A 22,714-nucleotide genomic window follows, 5' to 3' on the forward strand; every position below is an offset into this window, starting at 1 on the left:
GCCGCGGGGGTCGTCCCCCGTGGGGCTGCAGGCAGCCAGGGGTGTCAGCGCGCGGCGGCGTCCCAGATCAGGACTTCGGCCGGGGTGGGGTTGTAGCCGTTGCACGGGTTGTTCAACTGCGGACAGTTGGAAATCAGCACGATCACGTCCATCTCGGCGCGCAGTTCCACATACTTGCCGGCGGCGGAGATGCCGTCTTCGAAGCTCAGCCCGCCTTCCGGCGTGACCGGCACGTTCATGAAGAAGTTGATGTTGGCACCGATGTCGCCCTTGTCCAGACGGCCGTCATGCAGGCAACCGCACAGGAAGTTGTCGCGGCAGGCGTGCATGTGCAGCTTGTCGAGCGCGTAGCGCACGGTGTTGCTCTCCTGCGCGCAGGCGCCACCCAGGGTGTCGTGGCGACCGCAGGTGTCGGCGACGATGGTCAGCAGCGGCTTGCCCAGGTTGGAGTACAGCACCGTGCCGGTACTCAGGTAGATGCTGGCCTGGCGGCGCAGGGTGCGCTGGGGGTCGTAGCGCTCGCGCGGGTTGGCCGCGCTGTAGAACAGGGTGTCGACGGCCTGGTTGCCCTCCAGGTCGAGTAGGCGGATGGTCTGGCCGGCCTTGACTTCGCCGACCCAGGGCTCGCCGGCGGGGATCAGGTGACGGGCGACGGCGGTTTCAGGAGTGAGTGCGCTGGCGGTGAGTGTGCTCATGGTGGCGGCCCTCACAGGTAGAGGTTTTCGGTGTTGATGAAGCCGCGCACGTTCTCCGGGCGCGAGGTCCGGCAGTGCTCGGCAATGGCCGGGTCGGCCTGCATCCAGCTCAGGCGTACCGGCCTGGGCGCGTAGTCCGGCGATGGATCCATCGGATGCTGCAGGGCGGTCATCACCACCAGCGTGTCCATCGGCGCGTACAGCTCGATATGGTCGCCGGGCTTGCTGTTGCCGGGCACGAAGTGCATGCCGCCCGCCGCATCCACGCTGACGCGGGAGAACAGGTTCAGCACCATCAGCAAGTCCTCCAGCCCCATCCCCCATTTGCCCAGCTCCACCAGCAGGTTGTCGGTGCCGTTGCGGTGGCAGGCGTTGCGCAGCGTCTGGTAGGGGCCATCGCCGTACTTCGCGCGCACTTCGTCGGCATTGAGCACGCCGCCCAGGCTGTCGCTCCAGCCCGTGGTGTCGGCGGTGATGGCCGCCAGCACGCGGCCCATGTCCGAGTACAGGCAATGGCCGCGGGTGAGTTTGGCGGTGTGCTGGCACTTGAGCGAGTCGGGCAGGTTCAGGCGTTCGGTTTTCTCGAAAGCGTTGAACAGCAGCATGCTGACGTTGGCGCCGCCCTCGATATCGGTGAGGCGCAGCAGCCGGCCGCGGCGCAGGATGAAGGAGCGGTGGCCGCCACCGGGCAGGACTTCCTCGTGCAGCGCGGGGTAGGGCAGCGGGCTGGCGTGGGGCGTGAGCGTGTTGGTCATGGGGAACTCGTCATGCGGTCTTGAGCGCGCCGGTCACATGGGCGGGCAGCGCGGCGACGGCCTCGCGGGTGGCGCGGCGGTCGAGGTTGAGGGGGAGGTCGTAGGTGATGCGGGCGCCGTAGGCGCCGGGTGCCTGCGGGTCGTTGCGCACCTTGTCGAACACCAGCAGGCGGGTGCCGAGGGTGAAGCCCTCGGACAGGTCATGAGTGACCATCAGCACGGTGAGCCCCGTCTCCTGCCAGAGCTCGAGCAGCAGCGCGTGCATGTCCTTGCGGATGCCGGGGTCGAGCGCCCCGAAGGGCTCGTCCAGCAGCAGCATGCGCGGCTTCATGATCAGCGCCTGGGCAATCGCCAGGCGCTGCTGCATGCCGCCGGACAGCTGGCTGGGGTACTTGTCGAGCGCGTGGTCGAGGCCGACGCGGCGCAGCAGCTGCGCGGCCTGCGTGCGCGCCTCGGCCTTGGCGCGGCCGAACAGGCGACCAAGCAAGGGGGCGCGCGGCAACTCCAGCCCGAGGGCGACGTTGTCGAGCACGCTCAGGTGCGGCAGGACCGAGTAGCGCTGGAAGACGATGCCGCGGCTGGGGTCGGGTTCGGCCACCAGGGGCTTGTCGTCGAGCAGGATCTGGCCCCTGTGCGGGCGCTCCTGGCCGAGCAGCATGCGCAGGAAGGTGGACTTGCCGCAGCCGGAGGCACCGACCAGGGCGCAGAACTCGCCCTGGTCGATGTCCAGGCGCAGATTTTCGAGCACCGTCTGGTCGCCATACTGCTGCCAGACATTGCGGACCTGGATGAAGCTCATGCTCGACCTCCTTCGTACCAGGGGAAGGCGGCACGGGTCAGACGCTTCAGGCCGAGATCCATCAGCCAGGCGAGCAGCGTGATCCATGCCACGTAGGGCAGGATCACGTCCATGGCCAGGTAGCGGCGGACGAGGAAGATGCGGTAGCCGAGGCCGTCGGTGGAGGCGATCGCCTCGGCGGCGATCAGGAACAGCCATGCAGAACCGAGCGCCAGCTGCAGCGCGATCAGCAGGCGCGGCAGCAATTGCGGTAGCACCACGCGCAGGATCAGCGTCCAGGTGTTGGCGCCCAGGGTCTGGGCCTTGATCAGCAGCTCGGCGGGGATCTCTCGCGCACGCTGTTCGAGGTCGCGGGCGATCACCGGGGTGATGCCGAGCACGATCAGCATTACCTTGGATAGCTCGTCCAGGCCGAACACGATGAACAGCACCGGCAGGATGGCCAGCGGTGGAATCATGGACACCACGGTGAGCAGCGGCGACAGCGCGGCGCCGAACAGCGGTAGGCTGCCGGCGAGGATGCCCAGGCTGAGGCCGAGTGCAGCAGCAATGGCCAGCCCCATGGCGAGCCGCTTCAGGCTCGCGGCCGTGTCGTCCCACAGCAGGTAGCGGCCGCTGCGCGGATCCTCCTTGAAGGCCATGCGCTCGACAGCGTCGGCCATCTGCACCACGCTGGGCAGCAGCTTGTCCTGCGGGTTCTCGGCCAGGCGTGCGGCCGAGCCGGCGAGGTAGGCGACCAGCAGCAGGGCGAAGGGCAGCATCGCCAGGCTGATCCGCCAGCTGGGGCCGGGTTTTCGGTTGATCAGGCGCATCGGGGGCTCCGTGGCTCCAAGGCTAGGGGGCGGCCGCCGCCTGTGCCATGCAGCCGGGGCTGCAGGCACGCGGGGCAAGCGTGCCGGGGCGGAAGCGTTAGTCGAGCTTGCCGTCGGCGGCCATCCGCATGTAGGTCGGGTCGAAGCGCAGCTTCACGTTGGCGGCGTTGCCGGTGGTGCCGCCAGGGAAGCTCATGCCCACTGCGTCGGCGCTGCGCGCGCCCTCGCCGAGCAGGCCGTGTTTGAAGCTGAACTCGGCGACCTTGGTCATGGTTGCCGGCAGCGCCGCGCTTTCGGTGAAGGCCAACGCCTCGGCGGCGGAGTAGAACATGCGGGTGGCGGCGAGTTGGGCTTCATAGCCGGCGAGGTCGGTGCCCGCCGCTGCGGCCATATGGGTGCGCGCCGCCTCCCCGGCGGGGGTGTCGGCACTCATGACCGACATGACCTCGTACCAGGCGCCGGCCAACGCCTTGCCAAGAGCCGGGTTGTCGCCCAGGGTGCGGGTATTGACCACCATCAGGTCGATGATCTCGCCGGGGATCTGGCTGGAGTCGAACACCTTGCTGACCTTGGGCATGGCGGTGACCTCGGCGAGCAACGGGTTCCAGGTCGCCACCGCCTGTACCCCCGAGGTGGCGAAGGCGGCTACCAGGTCGGCATCGGAGGTGTTGACCACCTTGATGTCGCGCTCGCTCAGCCCGACGGACTCGAGCCCGCGGGCGAGCAGGTAGTGAGAGACCGAGAGCTCGACCAGGTTGACCGGCAGGCCCTTCAGATCGGCCAGTGTCTTGCCCTCGCCCTTGAGCACGATGCCATCGTTGCCGTTGGAGAAGTCGCCGACGATCAGCGCGGTGGAGTCGACGCCGCCTGCGGCCGGGATCGTCAGTGCATCCATGTTGGTCATGGCGCAAGCGTCGAAGCCGCCCGCGGTGTACTGGTTGATCGACTCGATGTAGTCGTTGACCTGAACGACGTCGACCTTGATGCCGTATTTGTCCGCCCACTTGGCCATGATGCCGCTCGAGGCCGCGTATTCCCAGGGCATCCAGCCAGCGTAGATCGTCCAGCACACCTTGAAGCTGGATTTGGGCGCGGCCTGGGCGGGCGTTGCCACGGCGAGGGACAGCGTAAGCGCAGCCGCTGCGGCTGCTGCAAGGGTGCGGAACTGGGTCATGAGAACCTCCGTGCGGTTATCGGGTCGGGCGGGAGCGGCACATCACCGGTGACGGTGCGTTCTCCCGGGCTTTTATCCCGCCGTGTAACCTCGCCAGAGGTCGATGACTCTCGGACCAGCCACCCGCTCGCGCGGGCCGGAACCCTAGTCATCCATTCCAGATTGTGCTGTGCGACGTCCGTGCTTAGGCGCCGCTCCTGCATGGTCAACGTAAAGCGAGGATCGTGCCAGCTCCCAAGTCCCTGTGTTTGCTGGGCGTTTCGTGCCTAACATCGGTCAAGATCAATACTGGCTGCACTGATTTGGTGCATCGTGCTCGAGCATGGTGCCGGCTGGTGTTTGCACCACGCCGGGATCTGCCCGCATCGAGGTGTACCTTGCGCATGCCGGGTGTCGCAGCCGGCAGCTCGGCGAGTGCAGGGGGAGGAAAAAAAACGGCGCCCCGCAGGGCGCCGCTCGAAACAGGACCGGAGGAGAGCGGTCCCGCAGGTGAAGTGCTTGGCCTTGCGGCTCAACTGCGATAAGCGGACTCCCCGTGCGCCGTGATGTCCAGGCCCTCGCGCTCCTCTTCTTCGGGCACGCGCAGGCCGACCAGGATGTCCGCGATCTTGTAGGCGATGAAGGCGACCACTGCCGACCACACGATGGTGACGATCACGCTCCAGGTCTGGATCCAAACCTGGGCGCCCATGGCGAAGTCCTCGCCGCCGGTGCCGCCCAGGGCGGGCGCAGCGAACACGCCGGTGAGAATCGCGCCGACGATGCCGCCCACGCCATGCACGCCAAACACGTCGAGGGCGTCATCGGCGCCCAGCATGTGCTTGAGGCCATTGACGCCCCACAGGCAGATGAAGCCGGACAGCGTGCCGATCACGATCGCGCCCATCGGGCCCACCGAGCCGCAGGCAGGGGTGATGGCGACCAGGCCGGCGACCGCGCCCGAGGCCGCGCCCAGCATCGAGGGCTTGCCCTTGAGCAGGGCCTCGGCCAGCGACCAGGCCAGCACCGCGGCGGCGGTGGCGAACAAGGTGTTGATGAAGGCGAGCGCCGCGCCCGAGGTGGCCTCGAGGTTGGAGCCGGCATTGAAGCCGAACCAGCCCACCCACAGCAGCGAAGCGCCGACCATCGTCAGCGTCAGGCTGTGCGGTGCCATCGATTCGCGACCGAAGCCGATGCGCTTGCCGACCATGTAGGCGCCCACCAGGCCAGCGATACCGGCGTTGATGTGCACCACCGTGCCGCCGGCAAAGTCGAGCGCACCGTCCTCCAGGAGGTAGCCGCCCGGACCCCACACCATGTGGCAGATCGGCAGGTAGCAGAAGGTGAACCAGATCACCGAGAAGATCAGCACCGCCGAGAACTTCATGCGCTCGGCGAAGGCGCCGACGACGAGTGCGCCGGTGATGCCGGCAAAGGTGGCCTGGAAGGCGATGAAGGCGAATTCGGGCAGCTTCACGTTGTCGGTGAAGGTGTCGGCGAGCGAGTCGATGGTGACGCCGGACAGGAAGACCTTGTCGAGCGAGCCGATGAAGGGGGTGCCCTCGGTGAAGGCCAGGCTGTAGCCATAGACGGCGAACAGCAGTGCGTTGAGCGAGAACACGGTCATCACCTGCATCAGCACCGACAGCATGTTCTTGGCGCGCACCAGGCCGCCATAGAACAGCGCCAGGCCGGGCAGGGCCATCATCAGCACGAGAAGCGTCGCGGTCATGATCCAGGCGACATCGCCCTTGTGCACCTCGACGGCGGCTTCGGCCGCCTCCTGGGCGAGGGCGCCGCCGGAGACGGCGGGCAGGCCGACAAGAAGGCTTGCAGACAGCAGCGTATGGATTGTTTTCATTTTGGGTGTGCTCGCTTACAGGGCGTCGGTACCGGTCTCACCGGTGCGGATGCGGATGACCTGCTCGAGATCGAAGACAAAGATCTTGCCGTCGCCGATCTTGCCGGTGGCGGCGGACTTCTCGATGGCTTCCAGAGCCTGGTCGAGCACGTTGTCGTCGACAGCTGCCTCGACCTTCACCTTGGGCAGGAAGTCGACGACATACTCGGCGCCACGGTAGAGCTCGGTATGGCCCTTCTGGCGGCCGAAACCCTTGACCTCGGTGACGGTGATGCCCTGCACGCCGATGGCCGACAGTGCTTCGCGGACTTCGTCGAGCTTGAAGGGCTTGATGATCGCGGTGATGAACTTCATGGTCTTCTCCGGTGCGCGGGCGGGGCGCCGTAGCGCCCCGCCCTGCGGTTTGCGAGCCGGCAGGCGACGCCTGCCGGGTGAGGCTTGCTGGCTGATGCTTACTTCGTCACGAACTCGGGGTAGGCTTCCTGACCGCACTCGGTGAGGTCGGTGCCTTCGTACTCTTCCTCGGCCGTGACGCGAATACCCATCACCGCCTTGAGCACGCTCCACACGATCAGGCTGCACACGAAGACCCACACGAAGATGGTCAGGGCACCGACGATCTGGCCGATGAAGCTGACGTCGCCGTTGGTGACCGGCACCAGCAGCAGACCGAGCAGGCCGCAGCTGCCGTGCACCGAGATGGCGCCGACGGGGTCGTCGATCTTGAGCTTGTCGAGGAAGGTGATCGACAGCACCACCAGCACACCGCCTGCGGCGCCGAACAGGGTTGCCACCAGCGGGGTCGGGGTCGAAGGCTCGGCGGTGATCACCACCAGGCCGGCGAGCGCGCCGTTGAGCAGCATGGTCAAGTCACCCTTGCCGAACATCAGCTTGGAGACGATCAGTGCGGCTACCGCACCACCGGCTGCGGCAGTGTTGGTGTTGAGGAACACCATGGCCACCGAGTTGGCGTTGGCGATGTCGCCCAGCTTCAGCACCGAACCGCCGTTGAAGCCGAACCAGCCCATCCACAGGATGAAGGTGCCGAGCGTGGCCAGCGGCAGGTTGGCGCCGGGGATGGCGCGTACCTCGCCGTTGGGGCCGTACTTGCCCTTGCGGGCGCCGAGCAGCATCACACCGGCGAGCGCGGCAGCCGCACCGGCCATATGCACGATGCCCGAGCCGGCGAAGTCCGAGAAGCCGAGGTCGCCCAGGTTGTACAGGCCGAGGACGTCGTTCTCGCCCCAGGTCCAGGAGCCTTCCATCGGGTAGATGAAGCCGGTCATGACGATCGCGAAGGCCAGGAAGGCCCAAAGCTTCATGCGTTCGGCAACGGCGCCGGAGACGATCGACATCGCGGTGGCGACGAACACGACCTGGAAGAAGAAGTCGGAAGCGCCGGAGTAGATCGAGTCGCCGCCGAAGCCGTCCTCGCGCTCTGCGAAGGCCTGGAAGGCTTCATCGACGAGCTTGTCACCGCCGTCGATACCTGACAGGAAGATGCCGCCGCCATACATGATCGCGTAGCCGCAGATCAGGTACATGATGCAGGAGATGGCGAACAGGGCGACGTTCTTGGTGAGGATCTCGACGGTATTCTTCGAGCGCACCAGGCCGGCCTCGAGCATCGAAAAACCCGCTGCCATCCACATCACGAGGGCGCCGCACACCAGGAAGTAGAAGGTGTCCATGGCGTACTGCAGCTCGAAGACGTGCTTGAGTACCTCTGATTCGCTGGCCACCGCGGGGCCGGCAAGGCTGGCGGTCGTGGCCACCAGCAGGGGGGTCAGGATTCGCTTCATTGCATGTTCTCCCTTAGAGCGCATCTGTGCCGGACTCGCCGGTGCGGATGCGAATGGCCTGTTCGAGATCGAAGACGAAGATCTTGCCGTCGCCGATCTTGCCGGTGGCGGCGGACTTCTCGATGGCTTCCAGCACCTGGTCAAGGATGTCGTCGGTCACCGCGACCTCGACCTTTACCTTGGGCAGGAAGTCGACGACGTACTCGGCGCCACGGTAGAGCTCGGTGTGGCCCTTCTGGCGGCCGAAGCCCTTGACCTCGGTGACCGTGATGCCTTGCACGCCGATGGCCGAGAGTGCTTCGCGCACTTCGTCGAGCTTGAACGGCTTGATGATGGCAGCGATGAGTTTCATGGGGCTTGCCTCTGTCATGGTTCTCGCAAACGGCCCGGAAGCGGGTGTCCGGGCCGCGAGGGATCAGAATTCCTTCGTGAAGGACAGCACGTAGCGGTCGCCGGCCGCGTTCTTGCCATTGCTGCCGAAGCAGTAGGGCTGACCAAGTGCGCAGCTGCCATTGGCGTCGGAGTCCGAATAGCTGAATGCAACGGTGCCGAAGCCGACGTCCTTGCTGATGCCCAGGCCCCAGTCGGTGTAGGTCGCATCGCTGTTCTTGCGGATGCGCTGGTGGCCGACGTGCGCCGACAAGGTCCAGGTCGGGGCGACCTCGTACTCGGCGTTGAGCTCCAGATAGTTGCTGTTGCGGGTCTTCTCGCCATTCGTGCCCGTCCACCCGAACAGGTGCTTGGAGACGGCGTGCGAGTACTTCAGCTCTAGGAACTGCCAGCCCAGCGACAGGTAGACCTCGGTCGAGTCCGGCGACGGCGTGCCGGCGATCTTGTCGCCCGGGTAGTAGTACTGGATCACGCCGACGTCGTAAGACAAGGGGCCTGCTTCGCCCGCATAGCCGACGTAGAGGTCGAGCTCGAGGCTGTTGTTGGTCTTGGCGATGTCGTCGACCCAACCGACGTTCGAGCCCCAGGTGCCGATGTAGAGCCCGCTCTCGTGCGCGTAGTCGAAGCCGCCCTGCAGTGCCGGCTTGCCCTGCGACTGGGTGATGCCGCGGAAGACGTAGTCCGTGGTGATGGTCAGGTTGGCGCTGATGGGGCCGTCGCCGGCATGGGCGACGCCTGCGAAGGGCAGTGCGGCAAGAAGGGCGGTGGTGAGAAGGGACTTGCGCATGATGAACTCCTGAGCGGGTTTCGGGTTTTGACGCTGATCCCAAAGCACGGCGTGTGCCAGCAAACTGAAGTGATTGTTAAATATGAAGTTATCAGGATGATTGGGGGGGCGCAGCCGTTGTTTTGCTGCGCTGCCGCACGGATTCATGCACGAGAATGGCTCGGTATGCACCGACTTGGTGCATCGAGCCGGGCCGTGACTGCCAGCTTCTGGTGCATCGCGGGCGGCGTGCTAGACTTCGCGCCATTCCTCACGTTTCAGGCAGGCCACCATGAGCACTCCCCGCATCCTTGACGAAATCGGCGCCAAGCTCTCCGAGCTCGCCGCCAACAGCCCGGTTCGCGACATCGAGAAAAACGCCAAGGCGCTCATCGGCAGCGCGTTCGGCAAGCTGGAACTGGTGACGCGGGAGGAGTTCGAGGTGCAGCGCGAGATGCTCGCCCACAGCCGCCAGAAGCTCGCCGAACTTGAACAGCGGGTGGCAGAGCTCGAGCGTCTGCTTGCCGCAGAGGCAGACCGCAGCGTTTGACCACAGTCCGGATCGATCTGTCCGGAATAGTTTTTTGTCATTTTTTGCTTCTCCGCTAGACTGGCGCTCCGTCCAGTCCGGAGAACCGCATGTCCCTTGCGCTGGTGCGCAGTCGAGCGCTCGACGGCCTCGAAGCCCACGAGGTCATGGTCGAGGTGCACCTGGCCAACGGCCTGCCGGCATTCAACCTCGTCGGTCTGCCCGATACCGAGGTGCGCGAGGCGCGTGATCGTGTGCGCGCCGCGATCCAGACCTCGCAGTTCGAATTCCCTCAACGCCGGATCACCGTCAATCTCGCGCCTGCCGACCTGCCAAAGGAGGGCGGGCGCTTCGATCTCGCCATTGCCGTTGGCATCCTGGCCGCGTCCGGTCAGGTGGCTGATGGGAGCCTTGACGGCATCGAGTTCTGTGGCGAGCTGTCGCTGACCGGCGGCCTGCGCGGGGTGCGTGGTGTGCTGGCGGTGGCGCTGGCCGCAGCACGTGCGCGCCGTAAGCTGGTGCTGCCGGCCGACAATGCTGCCGAGGCCGTGCTCGCCCAGGATGCCTTCGTGCTGGGGGCTGCCAGCCTGCTTGAGGTGTGCGCTCACCTCAATGGCCATACCGTGCTGCAGCGTGCGGCATCACGGCCTCCCGAGACAGCGTTACGCGACGGCATGCCCGACCTCGCCGACGTGCGTGGTCAGTTGCAGGCGCGTCGCGCGCTTGAGGTGGCAGCAGCAGGTGCGCACTCGATCCTGCTTTTTGGCCCGCCCGGCACGGGCAAGTCGATGCTCGCTCAGCGTCTGCCGGGGCTGTTGCCGGTGATGACCGAGGCGGAGGCGGTCGAGAGCGCCGCGCTGTTCTCGCTCGAAGGGAGCTTCGATCCCGCGCGCTGGCGCCAGCGGCCCTTCAGGGCGCCCCACCACACCGCTTCGGCTGCCGCGCTCGTCGGCGGCGGGGCGATGCCGCGGCCAGGCGAGATCTCGCTGGCAAACCACGGCGTGCTCTTCCTCGACGAGCTGCCGGAGTTCGATCGCCGTGTGCTCGAGGCTTTGCGCGAGCCGCTCGAGAGCGGCACGGTGACGGTGTCGCGTGCGCGCAAGCGCGCTGAGTTTCCAGCCCGCTTTCAGCTCGTGGCCGCGATGAATCCGTGCCCCTGCGGCTATGCCGGCCATCCGCATCGCGCCTGCGTGTGTACGCCTGAGCAGGTGGCGCGCTATCGCGCGCGCATCTCCGGCCCGCTGCTCGACCGCATCGATCTCAGCGTTGAAGTGCCTGCGATCGCGCACGATGAGCTTGCCAGCGCCAGCCCGGGGGAGGATTCGGCCGCGGTGCGCGCACGCGTGGCGACGGCGCGCTCGCGTCAGTTCGAACGCCAGGGCACGGTCAATGCCCGCCTCGAACCGGGGCAGGTCGAGCGCTGGTGCACACCGGACGCCGCCGGGGCGAGCCTGCTCAAGCAGGCAATGAGCCGCCTCAACCTGTCCGCGCGTGCCTATCACCGCATCCTGCGCGTCGCGCGCACGCTCGCCGACCTGGCTGGCCTGGCTCAGCCCGGATCCGCGCAGGTGGCCGAGGCCATCCAGTACCGGCGCAGCGTCGATGGGCGCTGATCGCGGGCGCCCGCCCCCGCACTGGGTTAAGCTGGTGTCCTTGTTCCCGAACCGACCTGGATGCCGTAGGCGCACTGCCTCACACGGGCTGTGTGCTTCCTTCCCGCATCCGGCTGACTCCTTACATGCCTGCCAACGCACTCTGGTTGCCCTGGCTGCTCGCGGCATTGTCCGCGATCGGCCCATTCTCGATCGACACCTACCTGCCTGCCTTTCCGCGGATCGGCGCCGATCTCGAGGCGACAGCGATCCAGGTTCAGCAGACCCTGAGCGCCTACATGCTGGGGCTGGCGGGCATGGTGCTGTGGCACGGTGCGCTGGCCGACCGCTATGGGCGCCGGCGTGTGCTGCTCGTGCTGACCGCGGTGTTCGCCCTGGCCTCGATACTGTGTGCCGCCGCGCCCAGCATCGAGTGGCTGTGGCTGGGGCGCGTCCTGCAGGGCGTATGCGGCGGCGCTGGCGTTGTCGTGGGCCGTGCCGTGGTGCGCGATGTTCATGAGGGGGCGCAGGCGCAACGTCTGATGGCGAGGGTGATGCTCATCTTCGCCCTTGCGCCGGCGATCGCGCCGTTGGTGGGCGCCGCCCTCCTTGCGCTCGCCGGCTGGCGCTCGATCTTCATCTTCCTGGCCGTGTTCGGTATCGCGCTCACGCTGGCGACCTGGCGCCTGCTGCCCGAGACCTTGCCGGTGGCGGAGCGCCAGTCGCTGCACCCGGCGCAACTGTTGCGCGGCTACCGGGCGGTCTTCGGCAGCCCGGCCTTCGTGCTGCTCGGCTTGACCGCCGCACTCAATTTCTGCGGCTTTTTCCTCTACGTCATGTCCGCACCCGTGTTCATCCTTGAGCACCTTGGCCTGGGTACGACGGGGTTCATCTGGCTGTTCGGCCCCGCCGTGGGCGGAATGATGCTCGGCTCGCTGCTCTCGGAGCGCATGGCCGGGGTCTGGCGGCCGGGGCGCACCGTTGGGGCGGGTTTTGCCCTCATGTTCGCGGCCGTGCTGGCAAACCTGCTCGTGTCCGCGGGCTTGCCTGGGGCGGAGCGTTGGATCGTGCTTGCGGTCGGCCTCTATTGCTGCGGCATGTCGATTGCCACGCCGACACTGAACATCCTCGCCCTGGATCTGTTTCCGGCGCGTCGCGGCATGGCGTCGAGCTGCCAGAGCTTCATGCAGATCGGCATCAATGCGCTGCTGGCGGGCGTGGTGGCGCCATTGCTGTGGACGAGTACGCTCAGCCTTGCCACAGGCATGGCGCTGTTCGTGGGGCTCGGTGTGTCGTGCTGGCTGCTGTGGATGTGGCGGAGGCGCCAGGCGACGCTGTGAGTGCGGGCCGTGCGCTCAGCACTGCGCCCAGGGCAGGCCGTCGAAGCGCCAGCCATTGACCGAGTTGCGGTGGTGGTTGGCGTCGAGTTCGCCTTCGAAGCCATGGCTGACGTTGTAGACGGTGGTGAAGCCCGCCTGTTCGAGCGCCTCGCCCGCGACTTCTGAGCGATTGCCGGAGCGGCAGATGAGCAGGATCGGGCGGTGGCCGCCGTTGCCGGCGAGTTTCTTGACCTCGCCCACGAAGTTCGGATTCACCTCCCAGTCTGGGCCGTCGTTCCACGACACATGGATGGCGCCCACCGGATGGCCGACGAAGAGGTATTCGATCTCGCTGCGGACGTCGATGAGCAGTGCGTCCGGCCTGGACTGCAGCAGCGCATGGGCTTCCTTCGGCGTGATGTGTTGCATTTGCAGGGCTCCGGCTCCGTGGGTGAAGGATTATATTCTGAACAACGGATACGGGTCGCGGCGCATCCACGTCCTGCACTAGTCGCCGCCGAGATAGGCGCGACGTACGCGCGTGTCCTCGAGCAGGGACGGGCTGCGCCCGCTGAGGACGATGCGGCCGTTCTCCATCACGTGCCCCTGCGCGGCGAATTCGAGCGCGAGGCGGGCATTCTGCTCGACGAGCAGGATCCCCAGTCCGGCTGTCGACACCGAGTCCAGCACCTCGAACACGGTGTCGACGATGCGTGGCGCCAGCCCCATTGAAGGCTCGTCGAGCAGCAGCAGGCGCGGGCGCGACATGAGTGCACGGGCGATGGCGAGCATCTGCTGCTCGCCGCCGGAGAGTGTGCCGGCGGTCTGGTGCAGGCGCTCGTGAATCCGCGGCAGCATGGTGAAGACCTTGTCGAGGTCGGCCTCGATGCCGTGGCGATCGTTACGCGCATAGGCGCCCAGGCGCAGGTTCTCGGCCACCGTCAGGCGCGCGAACAGCCCTCTCCCCTCGGGCACCAGGGCGATGCCGCGGCGCACGCGCGCGTGGGCTTCCAGCTTGTCTATGTCTTCGCCCGCAAAGCGCAGCCTCCCTGCAGCCAGCGGCGTGGCCCCGGCAATGGCGGCCAGGGTGGAACTCTTGCCCGCGCCATTGGCGCCGATCAGGCAGTGGCGATCGCCTTCGCAGATGGTGAATGAGACCCCTTTCACCGCCTCGATGCCGCCGTAGGCGACGGTCAGCGCGTCGACCTGCAGCAGCGTGCGGTCACCTTGCATGACTGCCTCCCAGGTAGGCGGCAATCACGACGGGGTCGTGCCGCACCGCTGCGGGTGTGCCTTGCGCGATCAGCCGACCGAAGTCGAGTACGGCAATGCGGTCGCACGCTGCCATGACCAGGCTCATGTCATGCTCGATCAGGACGATGGTGACGCCGTCGGCCCTGATGCGCTCGAGCAGGCGTTTCAGTACGCCCGTCTCGGTGGCGTTCATGCCCGCCGCGGGTTCATCGAGCGCGAGCAGGCGTGGCTGGCCGGCGAGCGCACGGGCGATCTCCAGCCGGCGTTGGTCGCCATAGGACAGCGTGCCGGCAGCGGCGTCGGCAAGGTGCGCGATGCCCACATAGTCGAGCCAGCGCAGGGCGCTGGCGCGGCAGGCCGCCTCCTCGGCACGCGCCGCGCGCGTTCCCGCCAGGGTGGCCCATAACCCGGTCCGCGCTCGGGCGTCGGCGGCGACCATGGCGTTCTCGAGCACGCTCAGCTCGCGGAACAGGCGGGTGTTCTGGAAGCTGCGGGCGATGCCGCAGCGTGCAACGGCATGCGGCGGGCCTGCAGGCAGGCGCTCGCCGCCAAGCGTGAAGTGGCCATTGTCGGCACGTTCACTGCCGGTGAGCAGGTTGAACAGGGTGGTCTTGCCGGCGCCGTTGGGGCCGATCAGTCCGAAGATCTCACCCTGTTCGACTTCGAACGAGATGTCGTCCAGCGCTTGCAGGCCGCCGTAGCGCTTGCTGACCTTGCACGCGTGCAGCAGGCTCATGCGCCGCGACTCCGCGGCGGGCGCGGGCAGGTCGCAAGGGGGCGGCATGCGCCGGGCTTGCCCGTGGTGGTGGTACGCATGGCGGTCGGCAAGAATGGAAGCGGCATCGAGGTGGCCAGCGTTCAGGGGCGTGGGGCGTGCGGATGCACGGGTCTGGCAGCGGCATTCTCTTGCGGTTGGCCCTGACTTCTCGCCCCCTGGGGCTTGTTGTAGAGTCGTGAATCGTAACCGGATGGTAAAAAGACTTTGCCGTCGTGACCAGCGTGAGCAGTCGCAGCGGCCTTTCGCCGCCCCATCGGGGCGAGCTACGCGCAAGCAAGGAATGCTTATGCTTGAAGTGGATGGGTTGGTCAAAGCCTTCGGCGGCTTTCGTGCCGTCGACGGCTGTACGATGAGGGTGAACGAGGGCGAGATCCTTGGGCTCATCGGCCCCAACGGCGCTGGCAAGACGACCCTGTTCAACCTCATCGCCGGCGCCTTGCAGCCCACGGCCGGCACGATCCGCTTCCTGGGCGAGGATGTCACCCCGCTGTCGACCGACGCGCTCTTCCACAAGGGCCTGGTGCGCACCTTCCAGATCCCGCACGAGTTCGGCCGTCTCACTGCGCGCGAGAACCTGATGATGGTGCCGCCCGCGCAACCGGGGGAGGATCTGTTCGCCAACTGGCTGTCCTGGGGCAAGGTGCAGCGCGTCGAGGAGGCCGTGCGCCGCAAGGCAGACGAGACGCTCGCCTTCCTCGAACTCAGCCACGTCGCCGACGAGCGTGCGGGCAACCTGTCCGGCGGCCAGAAGAAGCTGCTCGAGCTGGGGCGCACGATGATGACCGACGCCAAATTGGTGCTGCTCGACGAGCCTGCTGCGGGCGTCAATCGCACCCTGCTGCGCAAGCTCGAGGAGAAGATCCTCATCCTCAACCGCGACTGGGGTTACACCTTCATCCTCATCGAGCACGATATGGAGATGATCGAGAAGCTGTGCCAGCCGGTGGTGTGCATGGCCGAAGGTAAGGTGCTGATCCAGGGCGACTTCCATACCGTGCGCTCGGACGCCCGCGTGCTCGAGGCCTATCTCGGCGAGACGCCCTCGGCCATCGAGCGCAATGAGTTCGAGCACGACCCCAAGGTCGAGCAGCTGCGCGAGCAGGAACTCCACAAGGAGGACCTGTGATGCCCTTGCTCGACATGAAGGACGTGCGTGGCGGCTATGGCGACGCCGACATCCTGCAGGGCGTGTCGATCACGGTGGCCGAGCGCGAGATCGTCGTCATCGTCGGCCCCAACGGGGCCGGTAAATCTACCGCCATGAAGGCCGTCTTCGGGCTGCTCAACGTGCGTGGCGGGGCGATCGTGTTCGACGGCGAGGACATCACCGGCTGGGCGCCCAACCGCATCGTGCAGCGCGGGGTTTGCTACGTGCCGCAGGTGGACAACGTGTTCCGCGAGATGACGGTGCACGAGAACTTCGAAATGGGTGCCTTCCTGCGCGGCGGCGACCTCTCGGCCGCCTACGACCGCGTCTATGGCCTCTTCCCCGACCTCAAGGCCAAACGCAGGAACCTGGCGGGGGATCTCTCCGGCGGCCAGCGCCAGATGGTGGCGATGGGCCGCGCGCTGATGCTCGACCCCAAGCTGCTGCTGCTCGACGAGCCCACTGCCGGCCTCTCGCCCAAATACATGGAGCAGATCTTCCAGATCACCCGCGACGTACGCGACGCCGGCGTGTCCATCCTGCTGGTCGAGCAGCACGCCAAGCAGGCGCTGGCCTTCTGCGACCGCGGCTACGTGCTGGCAACCGGCGCCAACCGCCACGAGGGCACGGGCCAGGCCCTGCTCGCCGATCGTGAAGTGGCCGAGATGTTCCTCGGCGGCTGACAGGACGAATCATGCCCCTGCTCGATTTCCTCAACTTCTACCTGGTGCCGGGCATCGTCCTCGGCTCCATCTACGCGGTCGGCGCCATCGGCATCACGCTGGTGTTCGGCATCCTGCGCTTCGCCCACTTCGCCCATGGCGACATGGCCACGCTGGGCGCCTTCATCGCGCTCGCCCTCGTCGCCGGTGGCATGGACCCATGGACGGCGCTGCCGGTGGCGATGGCGGCGACCGCGGTCGTGGCCATCGGCGTGGACAAGGCCTTCTACGACTACCTCAAGGCGCGGCCCAAGATCGTTACCGTGATGGCCTCGCTGGGCGTGGCGCTGATGCTGCGCTCGGTGGTGCAGGTGGTGTGGGGCGTGGATCCCAGGACCTACGCCACCGGCATCGTACGACCGGATTCCTACTTCGGCATCCTGCTGCGTCCGCGTGAGCTCTACACCCTGGCCTCGGTGGTGCTGATCGTGGTCGGCCTCGCGCTCTTCCTGCGTCACTCCAAGTGGGGCAAGGCGATGCGAGCGATGTCCGACAACCCCGATCTGGCCCGTCTGTCCGGGGTGGACAACCGCAAGGTGACGATGCTGACCTGGGCCATCGTCGGCGCGCTGTGCGCGGCCTCGGGCTTCATGCTCGGCATCAACACCGAACTGCACTCGATGATGGGCTGGCAGCTGCTGCTGCCGATGTTCGCCGCCGCCATCGTCGGCGGGGTGGGGCGGGTCGAGGGCGCGGTGCTCGGAGGCCTGGTGGTGGGCATCGCCGAGGAGCTGTCGATCTTCATCCTGCCGGCGCAGTACAAGGCGGCAACCGCCTTTGCGCTGCTGTTGCTCATCCTGCTCGTCCGCCCGCGCGGCCTGCTCAACGGCAAGGTGCTCTGATGGATCTGCTCGGTCTCGCCAACTACGCGGTCTTCATGGCCATCCTCATTGGCATCTACGCCCTGCTCGCGCTCGGGCTCAACATCCAGTGGGGCTTCACCGGCCTGTTCAATGCGGGCATCGCCGGTTTCTTCGCCATCGGTGCCTACACTTCGGCCATCCTCACCAGCCTGCCGGCAGCGCACCGCCTGGGCGGCTTCGAGCTGCCGATGGTGCTGGGCTGGGTGGCTGCGATGCTTGTCGCCGCCGCCATCGCCTGGCCGATCGGCAAGATCTGCCTGCGCTTCCGCTCCGACTATCTGGCGATTGCCACCATCGGCATCGCCGAGATCATCCGCCTGGTGATCCGTACCGAAGGTTGGCTCACCGGCGGCGTGCGCGGCATCACCGGAATCCCGCGGCCCTTCGGCGAGCTGCCCTACATGCAGTCGCAGCTGGCCTTCCTGGCGATCGTGGTGGTGCTGGTGCTGCTTGCCTACATGCTCGTCGAGCGCCAGGTCAATGCGCCCTGGGGCCGCATGATGCGGGCCATCCGCGACAACGAGAACGCCGCCGCTGCCATGGGCAAGCGGGTGGCGGACCGCCGCCTGCAGGCCTTCGTCTTCGGTTCGGCGCTGATGGGCCTGGCGGGCGCGTTGTTCGTGCATTTCAATCGCTCGATCACGCCTGAGGCGATCGACCCGATGATTGCCACCTTCCTGATCTGGATCATGCTCATCCTCGGCGGCTCCGGGAACAACCGCGGCGCCATCCTTGGCGCGGCGGCGATCTGGATCATCTGGTCGGTGTCCGAACTGCTCACCGACCGTCTGCCCACCGAGGTAGCGATCCAGGCCAAGTACGCACGCGTGTTCATCATCGGCCTGACGCTGCAGCTGGTGCTGCGTTTCCGGCCGGAGGGCATCGTGCCCGAGCGCCAGGCTGGTGCTGCATCGTCCCGACGATGAAGCCCGCCTGGCCCTGGTGCCTGACCGCTTTGCTGTGACCCCTTCCCTGACCGGGGCCGCGCTGCGCCCCATTCAGACAACCCGTGCCCCCGGCACATTCTGGAGGTGACCCTAGTGAACAAGAAGACGCTCGCAACCCTCGTCGGCTCCCTGCTCGGTGCGGCCGTGCTGGCAAGCCCCGCGCACGCGCAGAACGTCAAGATCGGCCTGCTCGGCGGCATCTCGGGCCCGATCGCGGCAATGGCGCCGTCCATGCTCGACGCCTCGCGCCTGGCCATTGCCCAGGTCAACGAACAGGGCGGCATCCTCAACGGCGGCAAGCTCGATGTCGTGGTCGGCGACAGCGCCTGCAATCCGCAGAACGCCACCGACGCCGCCACCAAGGCGGTCAACATCGACCGCGTCATCGCCACCGTCGGTCCGCACTGCTCGGGCGCGGTGCTGGCCGCGGCCAACTCGGTCACGGTGCCGGCAGGCGTGCTGATGGTGACGCCTTCGGGGACCTCGCCCGAGATCACCAAGATCAACGACAAGGACCTCGTCTATCGCACCGTGCCGTCCGACGACTACCAGGGCCGTGCACTCGCGCGCACCCTCAAGGCGCGCGGCATCGACAAGGTGGCGGTGGCCTACCTCAACAACGACTACGGCAAGGGCTTGGCCGAGTCCTTCAAGGCCGAGTACGAAGCCAATGGCGGCACCATCGCCGGCTACTCCGGGCATGAGGACGGCAAGGCTTCCTACCGCTCCGACCTCGCCCAGCTCGCCCGCGGCGGTGCCGACACCCTGGTCATCTTCGACTACGGCGATGGCACCGGCCTCACCATCCTGCGCCAGGCCCTGGAGAACAACTTCTTCAAGACCTTCATCGGTGCCGACGGCATGAAGTCCGAGGCCGTCATCCGTTCGCTTGGCGAGCAGAACCTGGGCGGCTTCTTCGCCTCGGCGCCGGTGGGCGAGGCCTCGGCCTCGCTCGATGCCTTCCGCGCCGCGTTCTCGGCCGCCGGTGGCAACCCCGACGCGATCTTCACCACCACCTCGTACGACGCCGCCTTCCTGGTTGCGCTCGCGATCGAGAAGGCCGGTGGCGACAAGGCCAAGCTCGCCGAGTCGCTGCGCGCCGTGGCGTCGGCGCCGGGCGAGCCGATCATGGCCGGCGAGTGGGCCAAGGCCAAGCAGCTGATCGCCGAAGGCAAGGACATCGACTACAAGGGCGCCGCCGGCGACCACGAATTCGATGCCGCCGGCGACGTGCCGGGCAACTACGCCTTCTTCAAGGTCAGCGGCAGCACCTACGAGGCGATCGCCGACATGAAGTAAGCCAGCATCCGTCGAAGGATGTGCGAAGGCCGGCCGGGGTAACCCGGGCCGGCCTTCTCGTTGGGCTGTCGGTGTCGATCGATCGCTGGTCCGGCTCAGTGATTGAGGATCTGGCCGAGGAAGGTTTTGGTGCGCTCGTTCTGAGGGTTGGAGAAGAAGGTCTCGGGCGGCGCCTGTTCGATGATCTCGCCGCGGTCCATGAAGATGACGCGGTCGGCCACGGTGCGCGCGAAGCCCATCTCATGCGTCACGCACAGCATGGTCATGCCGCTGTCGGCGAGCTGGATCATGGTGTCGAGCACCTCCTTCACCATCTCCGGGTCGAGCGCGGAGGTGGGTTCGTCGAACAGCATGATCTTGGGCTTCATGCACAGCGCGCGCGCGATCGCGACCCGCTGCTGCTGGCCGCCGGAGAGCTGGCCGGGGTACTTGCCGGCCTGCTCGGGGATGCGAACGCGCTCGAGGTAGTGCATCGCCACCTCTTCGGCTTCGCGCTTGGGCATGTTGCGCACCCACATCGGCGCCAGCGTGCAGTTCTGCAGCACGGTGAGGTGCGGGAACAGGTTGAAGTGCTGGAACACCATGCCCACCTCACGGCGGATGGCCTCGATGTGCTTGAGGTCCGAGGTCAGCTCGACGCCGTCGACGACGATGCGGCCCTTCTGATGTTCCTCCAGGCGGTTGATGCAGCGGATGGTGGTCGACTTGCCCGAGCCGGACGGCCCGCACAGCACGATGCGCTCGCCCTGCCTGACGGCGAGGTCGATGTCCTTGAGGACGTGGAATTCGCCGTACCACTTGTTCACGCCCTCCATGCGGATCATGATGTCCTCGCCGGGGGTGCGCGTGTTCGTCTTTTCGGTCATGACGGGGCGGTCCTATCGTTTGTGTCCGGTATGCAGGCGTCGTTCAAGATGCATCGAATAGCGCGACATGCCGAAGCAGAAGATCCAGTACACCGCAGCGGCGAAGACGTAGCCCTCGGTGGAGAAGCCCAGCCAGGCGGGGTCGACCGTGGCCTGATGGATGCTGTTGAAGAGGTCGAACAGGCCGATGATGATGACCAGGCTGGTGTCCTTGAAGAGCGCGATGAAGGTGTTGACGATGCCCGGAATCACCAGCTTCAGCGCCTGCGGCAGGATCACCAGCCCCATCAGCCGCCAGTAGCCGAGGCCGAGCGCCCGGCCGGCCTCGTACTGGCCCTTCGGGATGGCCTGCAGGCCGCCGCGCACCACTTCGGCGATGTAGGCGGCCTCGAACAGCGTTACCGCGATGAGTGCGCGCAGCAGCTTGTCGATGCTGACCTGCTCGGGCAGGAACAAGGGCAGCATCACCGAGGACATGAACAGCACGGTGATGAGCGGCACGCCGCGCCAGAACTCGATGAAGGTGACACAGATCACCCGGATTGCCGGCATCTCCGAGCGCCGGCCGAGCGCGAGCAGGATTCCGATCGGCATTGCCCCGGCGATGCCGACCACCGCGATCACCAGGGTCAGCATCAGCCCGCCCCACTGGCTGGTCTCGACGACGTCGAGCCCGGGCCCGCCGTAGAGCAGCCAGAACGCCAGCCAGGGGTAGACGAGCAGGTAGCCCACTCCGTACACCCACTTCTTCGGCATCGCGCGGAAGAACAGTGGGGCGGCACCGATGATGGCGAGGATCACCGTGAGGTCGACCCGCCAGCGCAGCTCCGCCGGGTAGAAGCCATACATGAACTGGCTGAAGCGACTCTGGATGAACACCCAGCACGCGCCGCCGGCGCTGCAGTCGCTGCGGCTGGAACCGCTCCAGGTCGCGTCGAACAAGGCCCAGTTCAGCACCGGTGGCAGCGTCAGCCAGAGCAACCAGATCGAGGCGAGCGTGAGCAGGGTGTTGAAGGGGCTGGAGAACAGGTTGGCACGCAGCCAGCCGATGGCGCCGACCGACATCGCTGGCGGTGGCAGGCTGGGCTTGAAGTGGTGTGTGGTGCTCATCGGCGTGTCGCTCCCTCAGCGTTCGACCAGCGCGATGCGCTTGTTGTAGATGTTCATCAGGATCGAGATCGCAAGGCTGATTGCGAGATAGACGGACATCGTGATGGCGATGGTCTCGATTGCCTGTCCGGTCTGGTTGAGCGCGGTGCCGGCGAACACCGAGACGAGGTCGGGGTAGCCGATCGCAGCGGCCAGAGACGAGTTCTTGACCAGGTTGAGGTACTGGCTGGTGAGCGGCGGGATGATCACCCGCATCGCCTGCGGCAGGATGACGAGGCGCAGCGTCGGCCCCGGGCGCAGTCCCAGCGAGCGCGCGGCCTCGGTCTGGCCGTGACTGACGGCCTGGATGCCGGAGCGCACGATTTCGGCGATGAAAGCGGCGGTGTAGATCGAAAGTGCCACAGTGAGCGCCACGAGCTCGGGGATCACCACCCAGCCGCCACGGAAGTTGAAGCCGGTCAGCACCGGCACGCTCCAATGCAGCGGTGTTCCGGCAAGGCCGATGGCGGCCGCGGGCACGACGACCAGCAGCGCGATGCAGGCCGCGAGCAGCGGGAAGGCCTGGCCCGTTGCTTCCCGCCTGGCCTTGGCCCAGCGTGCCAGCACGACGCAGGCGAGGATGGCAAGCGCCAGCGCGGTGACGAAGGCCCAGAACCCATCGGCTGCGCTCGGCGAAGGCAGATAGAGCCCACGGATGTTGAGGAAGATCGCGTCGCCGACCGCATGGCTGTCGCGTGGCGGTGGCATGGCTCGCAACACCGCGAAATACCAGAAGAAGATCTGCAGCAATGGCGGGATGTTGCGGAAGATCTCGATGTAGATGGCAGCCAGCCGGCTGATCAGCCAGTTGGGTGACAGACGCGCGATGCCGACGATGAAACCGATCATCGTGGCCAGTACGATGCCGAGCACGGCGACGAGCAGGGTGTTGAGCAGGCCGACGAGGAAGACGCGGCCGTATGTGTCGCTCTCGGTGTAGGGGATGAGGGCCTGCAGGATGCCGAAGCCGGCCGAGCGATCGAGGAAGTCGAAGCCCGAGGTGATGCCGCGCTGGGCCAGGTTGGTCTGGGTATTGTCGAACAGGTACCAGCCGATCGCGATCACCGTTGCAATCGCGAGGACCTGGAACACCAGGCCCCGGACCTTGGGGTCGTTGAGCATGGAGGCCCGCGGCGGCGGGCTGCTTGCCGGAGTATGCATGCGACGCTCGGTTGGTGAAGGTTGGGCTGCAGTCGAGGCCCGGGCGCCGCTGCCG

The 22,714-nt window shown here is 66.7% G+C and carries 24 protein-coding genes and 1 riboswitch; of the genes, 8 read left to right on the forward strand and 16 right to left on the reverse strand.

The window, feature by feature from the left end; translation table 11 throughout:
• Positions 1–44: 44 nt before the first annotated feature.
• The 10 genes from C662_RS10880 to C662_RS10925 all read right to left on the reverse strand — a co-directional run bounded on the left by C662_RS10880 (position 45) and on the right by C662_RS10925 (position 9,054).
• Positions 45–695 carry an urea amidolyase associated protein UAAP2 gene (locus C662_RS10880; protein ID WP_002928736.1) on the reverse strand — a complete coding sequence of 217 codons (651 nt, stop codon included), beginning with the start codon at positions 693–695 and terminating at the stop codon, positions 45–47.
• 11 nt (positions 696–706) lie between these two features.
• Positions 707–1,450: an urea amidolyase associated protein UAAP1 gene (locus tag C662_RS10885; protein ID WP_002928741.1), complete on the reverse strand. Its 744-nt coding sequence runs from the start codon at positions 1,448–1,450 to the stop codon at positions 707–709.
• A gap of 10 nt (positions 1,451–1,460) precedes the next feature.
• On the reverse strand, positions 1,461–2,249 hold the full coding sequence (locus C662_RS10890) for an ABC transporter ATP-binding protein (protein ID WP_002928743.1): 789 nt from the start codon (positions 2,247–2,249) through the stop codon (positions 1,461–1,463).
• Positions 2,246–3,061, reverse strand: a complete 816-nt coding sequence (locus tag C662_RS10895; protein WP_002928749.1) for an ABC transporter permease — start codon at positions 3,059–3,061, stop codon at positions 2,246–2,248. Before C662_RS10895 ends, C662_RS10890 begins: the two co-directional genes overlap by 4 nt.
• Positions 3,062–3,158: 97 nt before the next feature.
• Positions 3,159–4,235, reverse strand: coding sequence for a putative urea ABC transporter substrate-binding protein (locus tag C662_RS10900; protein ID WP_002928753.1), 1,077 nt, complete (start codon positions 4,233–4,235; stop codon positions 3,159–3,161).
• 59 nt (positions 4,236–4,294) lie between these two features.
• Positions 4,295–4,394: riboswitch (guanidine-I (ykkC/yxkD leader) on the reverse strand.
• A gap of 352 nt (positions 4,395–4,746) precedes the next feature.
• Positions 4,747–5,973: an ammonium transporter gene (locus C662_RS10905; RefSeq protein ID WP_002928755.1), complete on the reverse strand. Its 1,227-nt coding sequence runs from the start codon at positions 5,971–5,973 to the stop codon at positions 4,747–4,749.
• Between the two features lie 117 nt (positions 5,974–6,090).
• Positions 6,091–6,429: a P-II family nitrogen regulator gene (gene glnK / locus C662_RS10910; protein WP_002928757.1), complete on the reverse strand. Its 339-nt coding sequence runs from the start codon at positions 6,427–6,429 to the stop codon at positions 6,091–6,093.
• 98 nt (positions 6,430–6,527) lie between these two features.
• Positions 6,528–7,877: an ammonium transporter gene (locus tag C662_RS10915; protein WP_002928761.1), complete on the reverse strand. Its 1,350-nt coding sequence runs from the start codon at positions 7,875–7,877 to the stop codon at positions 6,528–6,530.
• 13 nt (positions 7,878–7,890) lie between these two features.
• Positions 7,891–8,229 carry a P-II family nitrogen regulator gene (glnK, locus tag C662_RS10920; protein WP_002928762.1) on the reverse strand — a complete coding sequence of 113 codons (339 nt, stop codon included), beginning with the start codon at positions 8,227–8,229 and terminating at the stop codon, positions 7,891–7,893.
• Positions 8,230–8,292: 63 nt separating this feature from the next.
• Positions 8,293–9,054 carry a TorF family putative porin gene (locus C662_RS10925; protein ID WP_002928768.1) on the reverse strand — a complete coding sequence of 254 codons (762 nt, stop codon included), beginning with the start codon at positions 9,052–9,054 and terminating at the stop codon, positions 8,293–8,295.
• A gap of 271 nt (positions 9,055–9,325) precedes the next feature.
• Between C662_RS10925 and C662_RS10930 the strand changes: the two genes are divergently transcribed.
• The 3 genes from C662_RS10930 to C662_RS10940 all read left to right on the forward strand — a co-directional run bounded on the left by C662_RS10930 (position 9,326) and on the right by C662_RS10940 (position 12,494).
• Entirely contained in the window at positions 9,326–9,583 is a 258-nt protein-coding gene (locus tag C662_RS10930; protein WP_002928770.1) for an accessory factor UbiK family protein, read from the forward strand.
• Positions 9,584–9,672: 89 nt separating this feature from the next.
• Positions 9,673–11,175: a YifB family Mg chelatase-like AAA ATPase gene (locus tag C662_RS10935; protein ID WP_002928771.1), complete on the forward strand. Its 1,503-nt coding sequence runs from the start codon at positions 9,673–9,675 to the stop codon at positions 11,173–11,175.
• Positions 11,176–11,300: 125 nt separating this feature from the next.
• Complete coding sequence (locus C662_RS10940; protein ID WP_002928772.1) at positions 11,301–12,494, forward strand: multidrug effflux MFS transporter; 1,194 nt, start codon at positions 11,301–11,303, stop codon at positions 12,492–12,494.
• A 15-nt stretch (positions 12,495–12,509) separates the two neighbouring features.
• On the opposite strand, the gene C662_RS10945 is transcribed toward C662_RS10940, so the two are convergent.
• The 3 genes from C662_RS10945 to C662_RS10955 all read right to left on the reverse strand — a co-directional run bounded on the left by C662_RS10945 (position 12,510) and on the right by C662_RS10955 (position 14,463).
• Positions 12,510–12,902: a rhodanese-like domain-containing protein gene (locus tag C662_RS10945; RefSeq protein ID WP_002928773.1), complete on the reverse strand. Its 393-nt coding sequence runs from the start codon at positions 12,900–12,902 to the stop codon at positions 12,510–12,512.
• A gap of 78 nt (positions 12,903–12,980) precedes the next feature.
• Positions 12,981–13,706 (reverse strand): ABC transporter ATP-binding protein, encoded by a 726-nt coding sequence (locus tag C662_RS10950; protein WP_002928774.1) that lies wholly within the window; start codon positions 13,704–13,706, stop codon positions 12,981–12,983.
• Positions 13,696–14,463: an ABC transporter ATP-binding protein gene (locus C662_RS10955; protein WP_002928775.1), complete on the reverse strand. Its 768-nt coding sequence runs from the start codon at positions 14,461–14,463 to the stop codon at positions 13,696–13,698. The genes C662_RS10950 and C662_RS10955 overlap by 11 nt, the downstream gene beginning before the upstream one ends.
• A 322-nt stretch (positions 14,464–14,785) precedes the next feature.
• Here C662_RS10955 and C662_RS10960 point away from each other — a divergent pair, with 322 nt between their 5' ends.
• The 5 genes from C662_RS10960 to C662_RS10980 all read left to right on the forward strand — a co-directional run bounded on the left by C662_RS10960 (position 14,786) and on the right by C662_RS10980 (position 19,483).
• Positions 14,786–15,631 (forward strand): ABC transporter ATP-binding protein, encoded by an 846-nt coding sequence (locus C662_RS10960; RefSeq protein ID WP_232431560.1) that lies wholly within the window; start codon positions 14,786–14,788, stop codon positions 15,629–15,631.
• Entirely contained in the window at positions 15,631–16,335 is a 705-nt protein-coding gene (locus C662_RS10965) for an ABC transporter ATP-binding protein (RefSeq protein ID WP_002928777.1), read from the forward strand. Before C662_RS10960 ends, C662_RS10965 begins: the two co-directional genes overlap by 1 nt.
• Before the next feature lie 11 nt (positions 16,336–16,346).
• Complete coding sequence (locus C662_RS10970) at positions 16,347–17,216, forward strand: branched-chain amino acid ABC transporter permease (RefSeq protein WP_002928778.1); 870 nt, start codon at positions 16,347–16,349, stop codon at positions 17,214–17,216.
• Positions 17,216–18,163, forward strand: a complete 948-nt coding sequence (locus tag C662_RS10975; RefSeq protein ID WP_002928779.1) for a branched-chain amino acid ABC transporter permease — start codon at positions 17,216–17,218, stop codon at positions 18,161–18,163. Before C662_RS10970 ends, C662_RS10975 begins: the two co-directional genes overlap by 1 nt.
• 114 nt (positions 18,164–18,277) lie before the next feature.
• Positions 18,278–19,483 (forward strand): ABC transporter substrate-binding protein, encoded by a 1,206-nt coding sequence (locus C662_RS10980; protein WP_002928780.1) that lies wholly within the window; start codon positions 18,278–18,280, stop codon positions 19,481–19,483.
• A 95-nt stretch (positions 19,484–19,578) separates the two neighbouring features.
• On the opposite strand, the gene C662_RS10985 is transcribed toward C662_RS10980, so the two are convergent.
• The 3 genes from C662_RS10985 to C662_RS10995 are packed head-to-tail and all read right to left on the reverse strand — an operon-like array spanning position 19,579 to position 22,659.
• The gene (locus tag C662_RS10985) at positions 19,579–20,307 is read right to left on the reverse strand and encodes an amino acid ABC transporter ATP-binding protein (RefSeq protein ID WP_002928783.1); all 729 of its coding nucleotides are present in this window, start codon (positions 20,305–20,307) and stop codon (positions 19,579–19,581) included.
• Positions 20,308–20,361: 54 nt separating this feature from the next.
• Positions 20,362–21,459 (reverse strand): amino acid ABC transporter permease, encoded by a 1,098-nt coding sequence (locus tag C662_RS10990; protein WP_002928785.1) that lies wholly within the window; start codon positions 21,457–21,459, stop codon positions 20,362–20,364.
• A 15-nt stretch (positions 21,460–21,474) separates the two neighbouring features.
• Complete coding sequence (locus C662_RS10995; RefSeq protein WP_037982510.1) at positions 21,475–22,659, reverse strand: amino acid ABC transporter permease; 1,185 nt, start codon at positions 22,657–22,659, stop codon at positions 21,475–21,477.
• Positions 22,660–22,714 lie beyond the last annotated feature (55 nt).

The organism is Thauera sp. 28, from assembly GCF_000310145.2.
GTDB classification, from domain to species: domain Bacteria; phylum Pseudomonadota; class Gammaproteobacteria; order Burkholderiales; family Rhodocyclaceae; genus Thauera; species Thauera mechernichensis.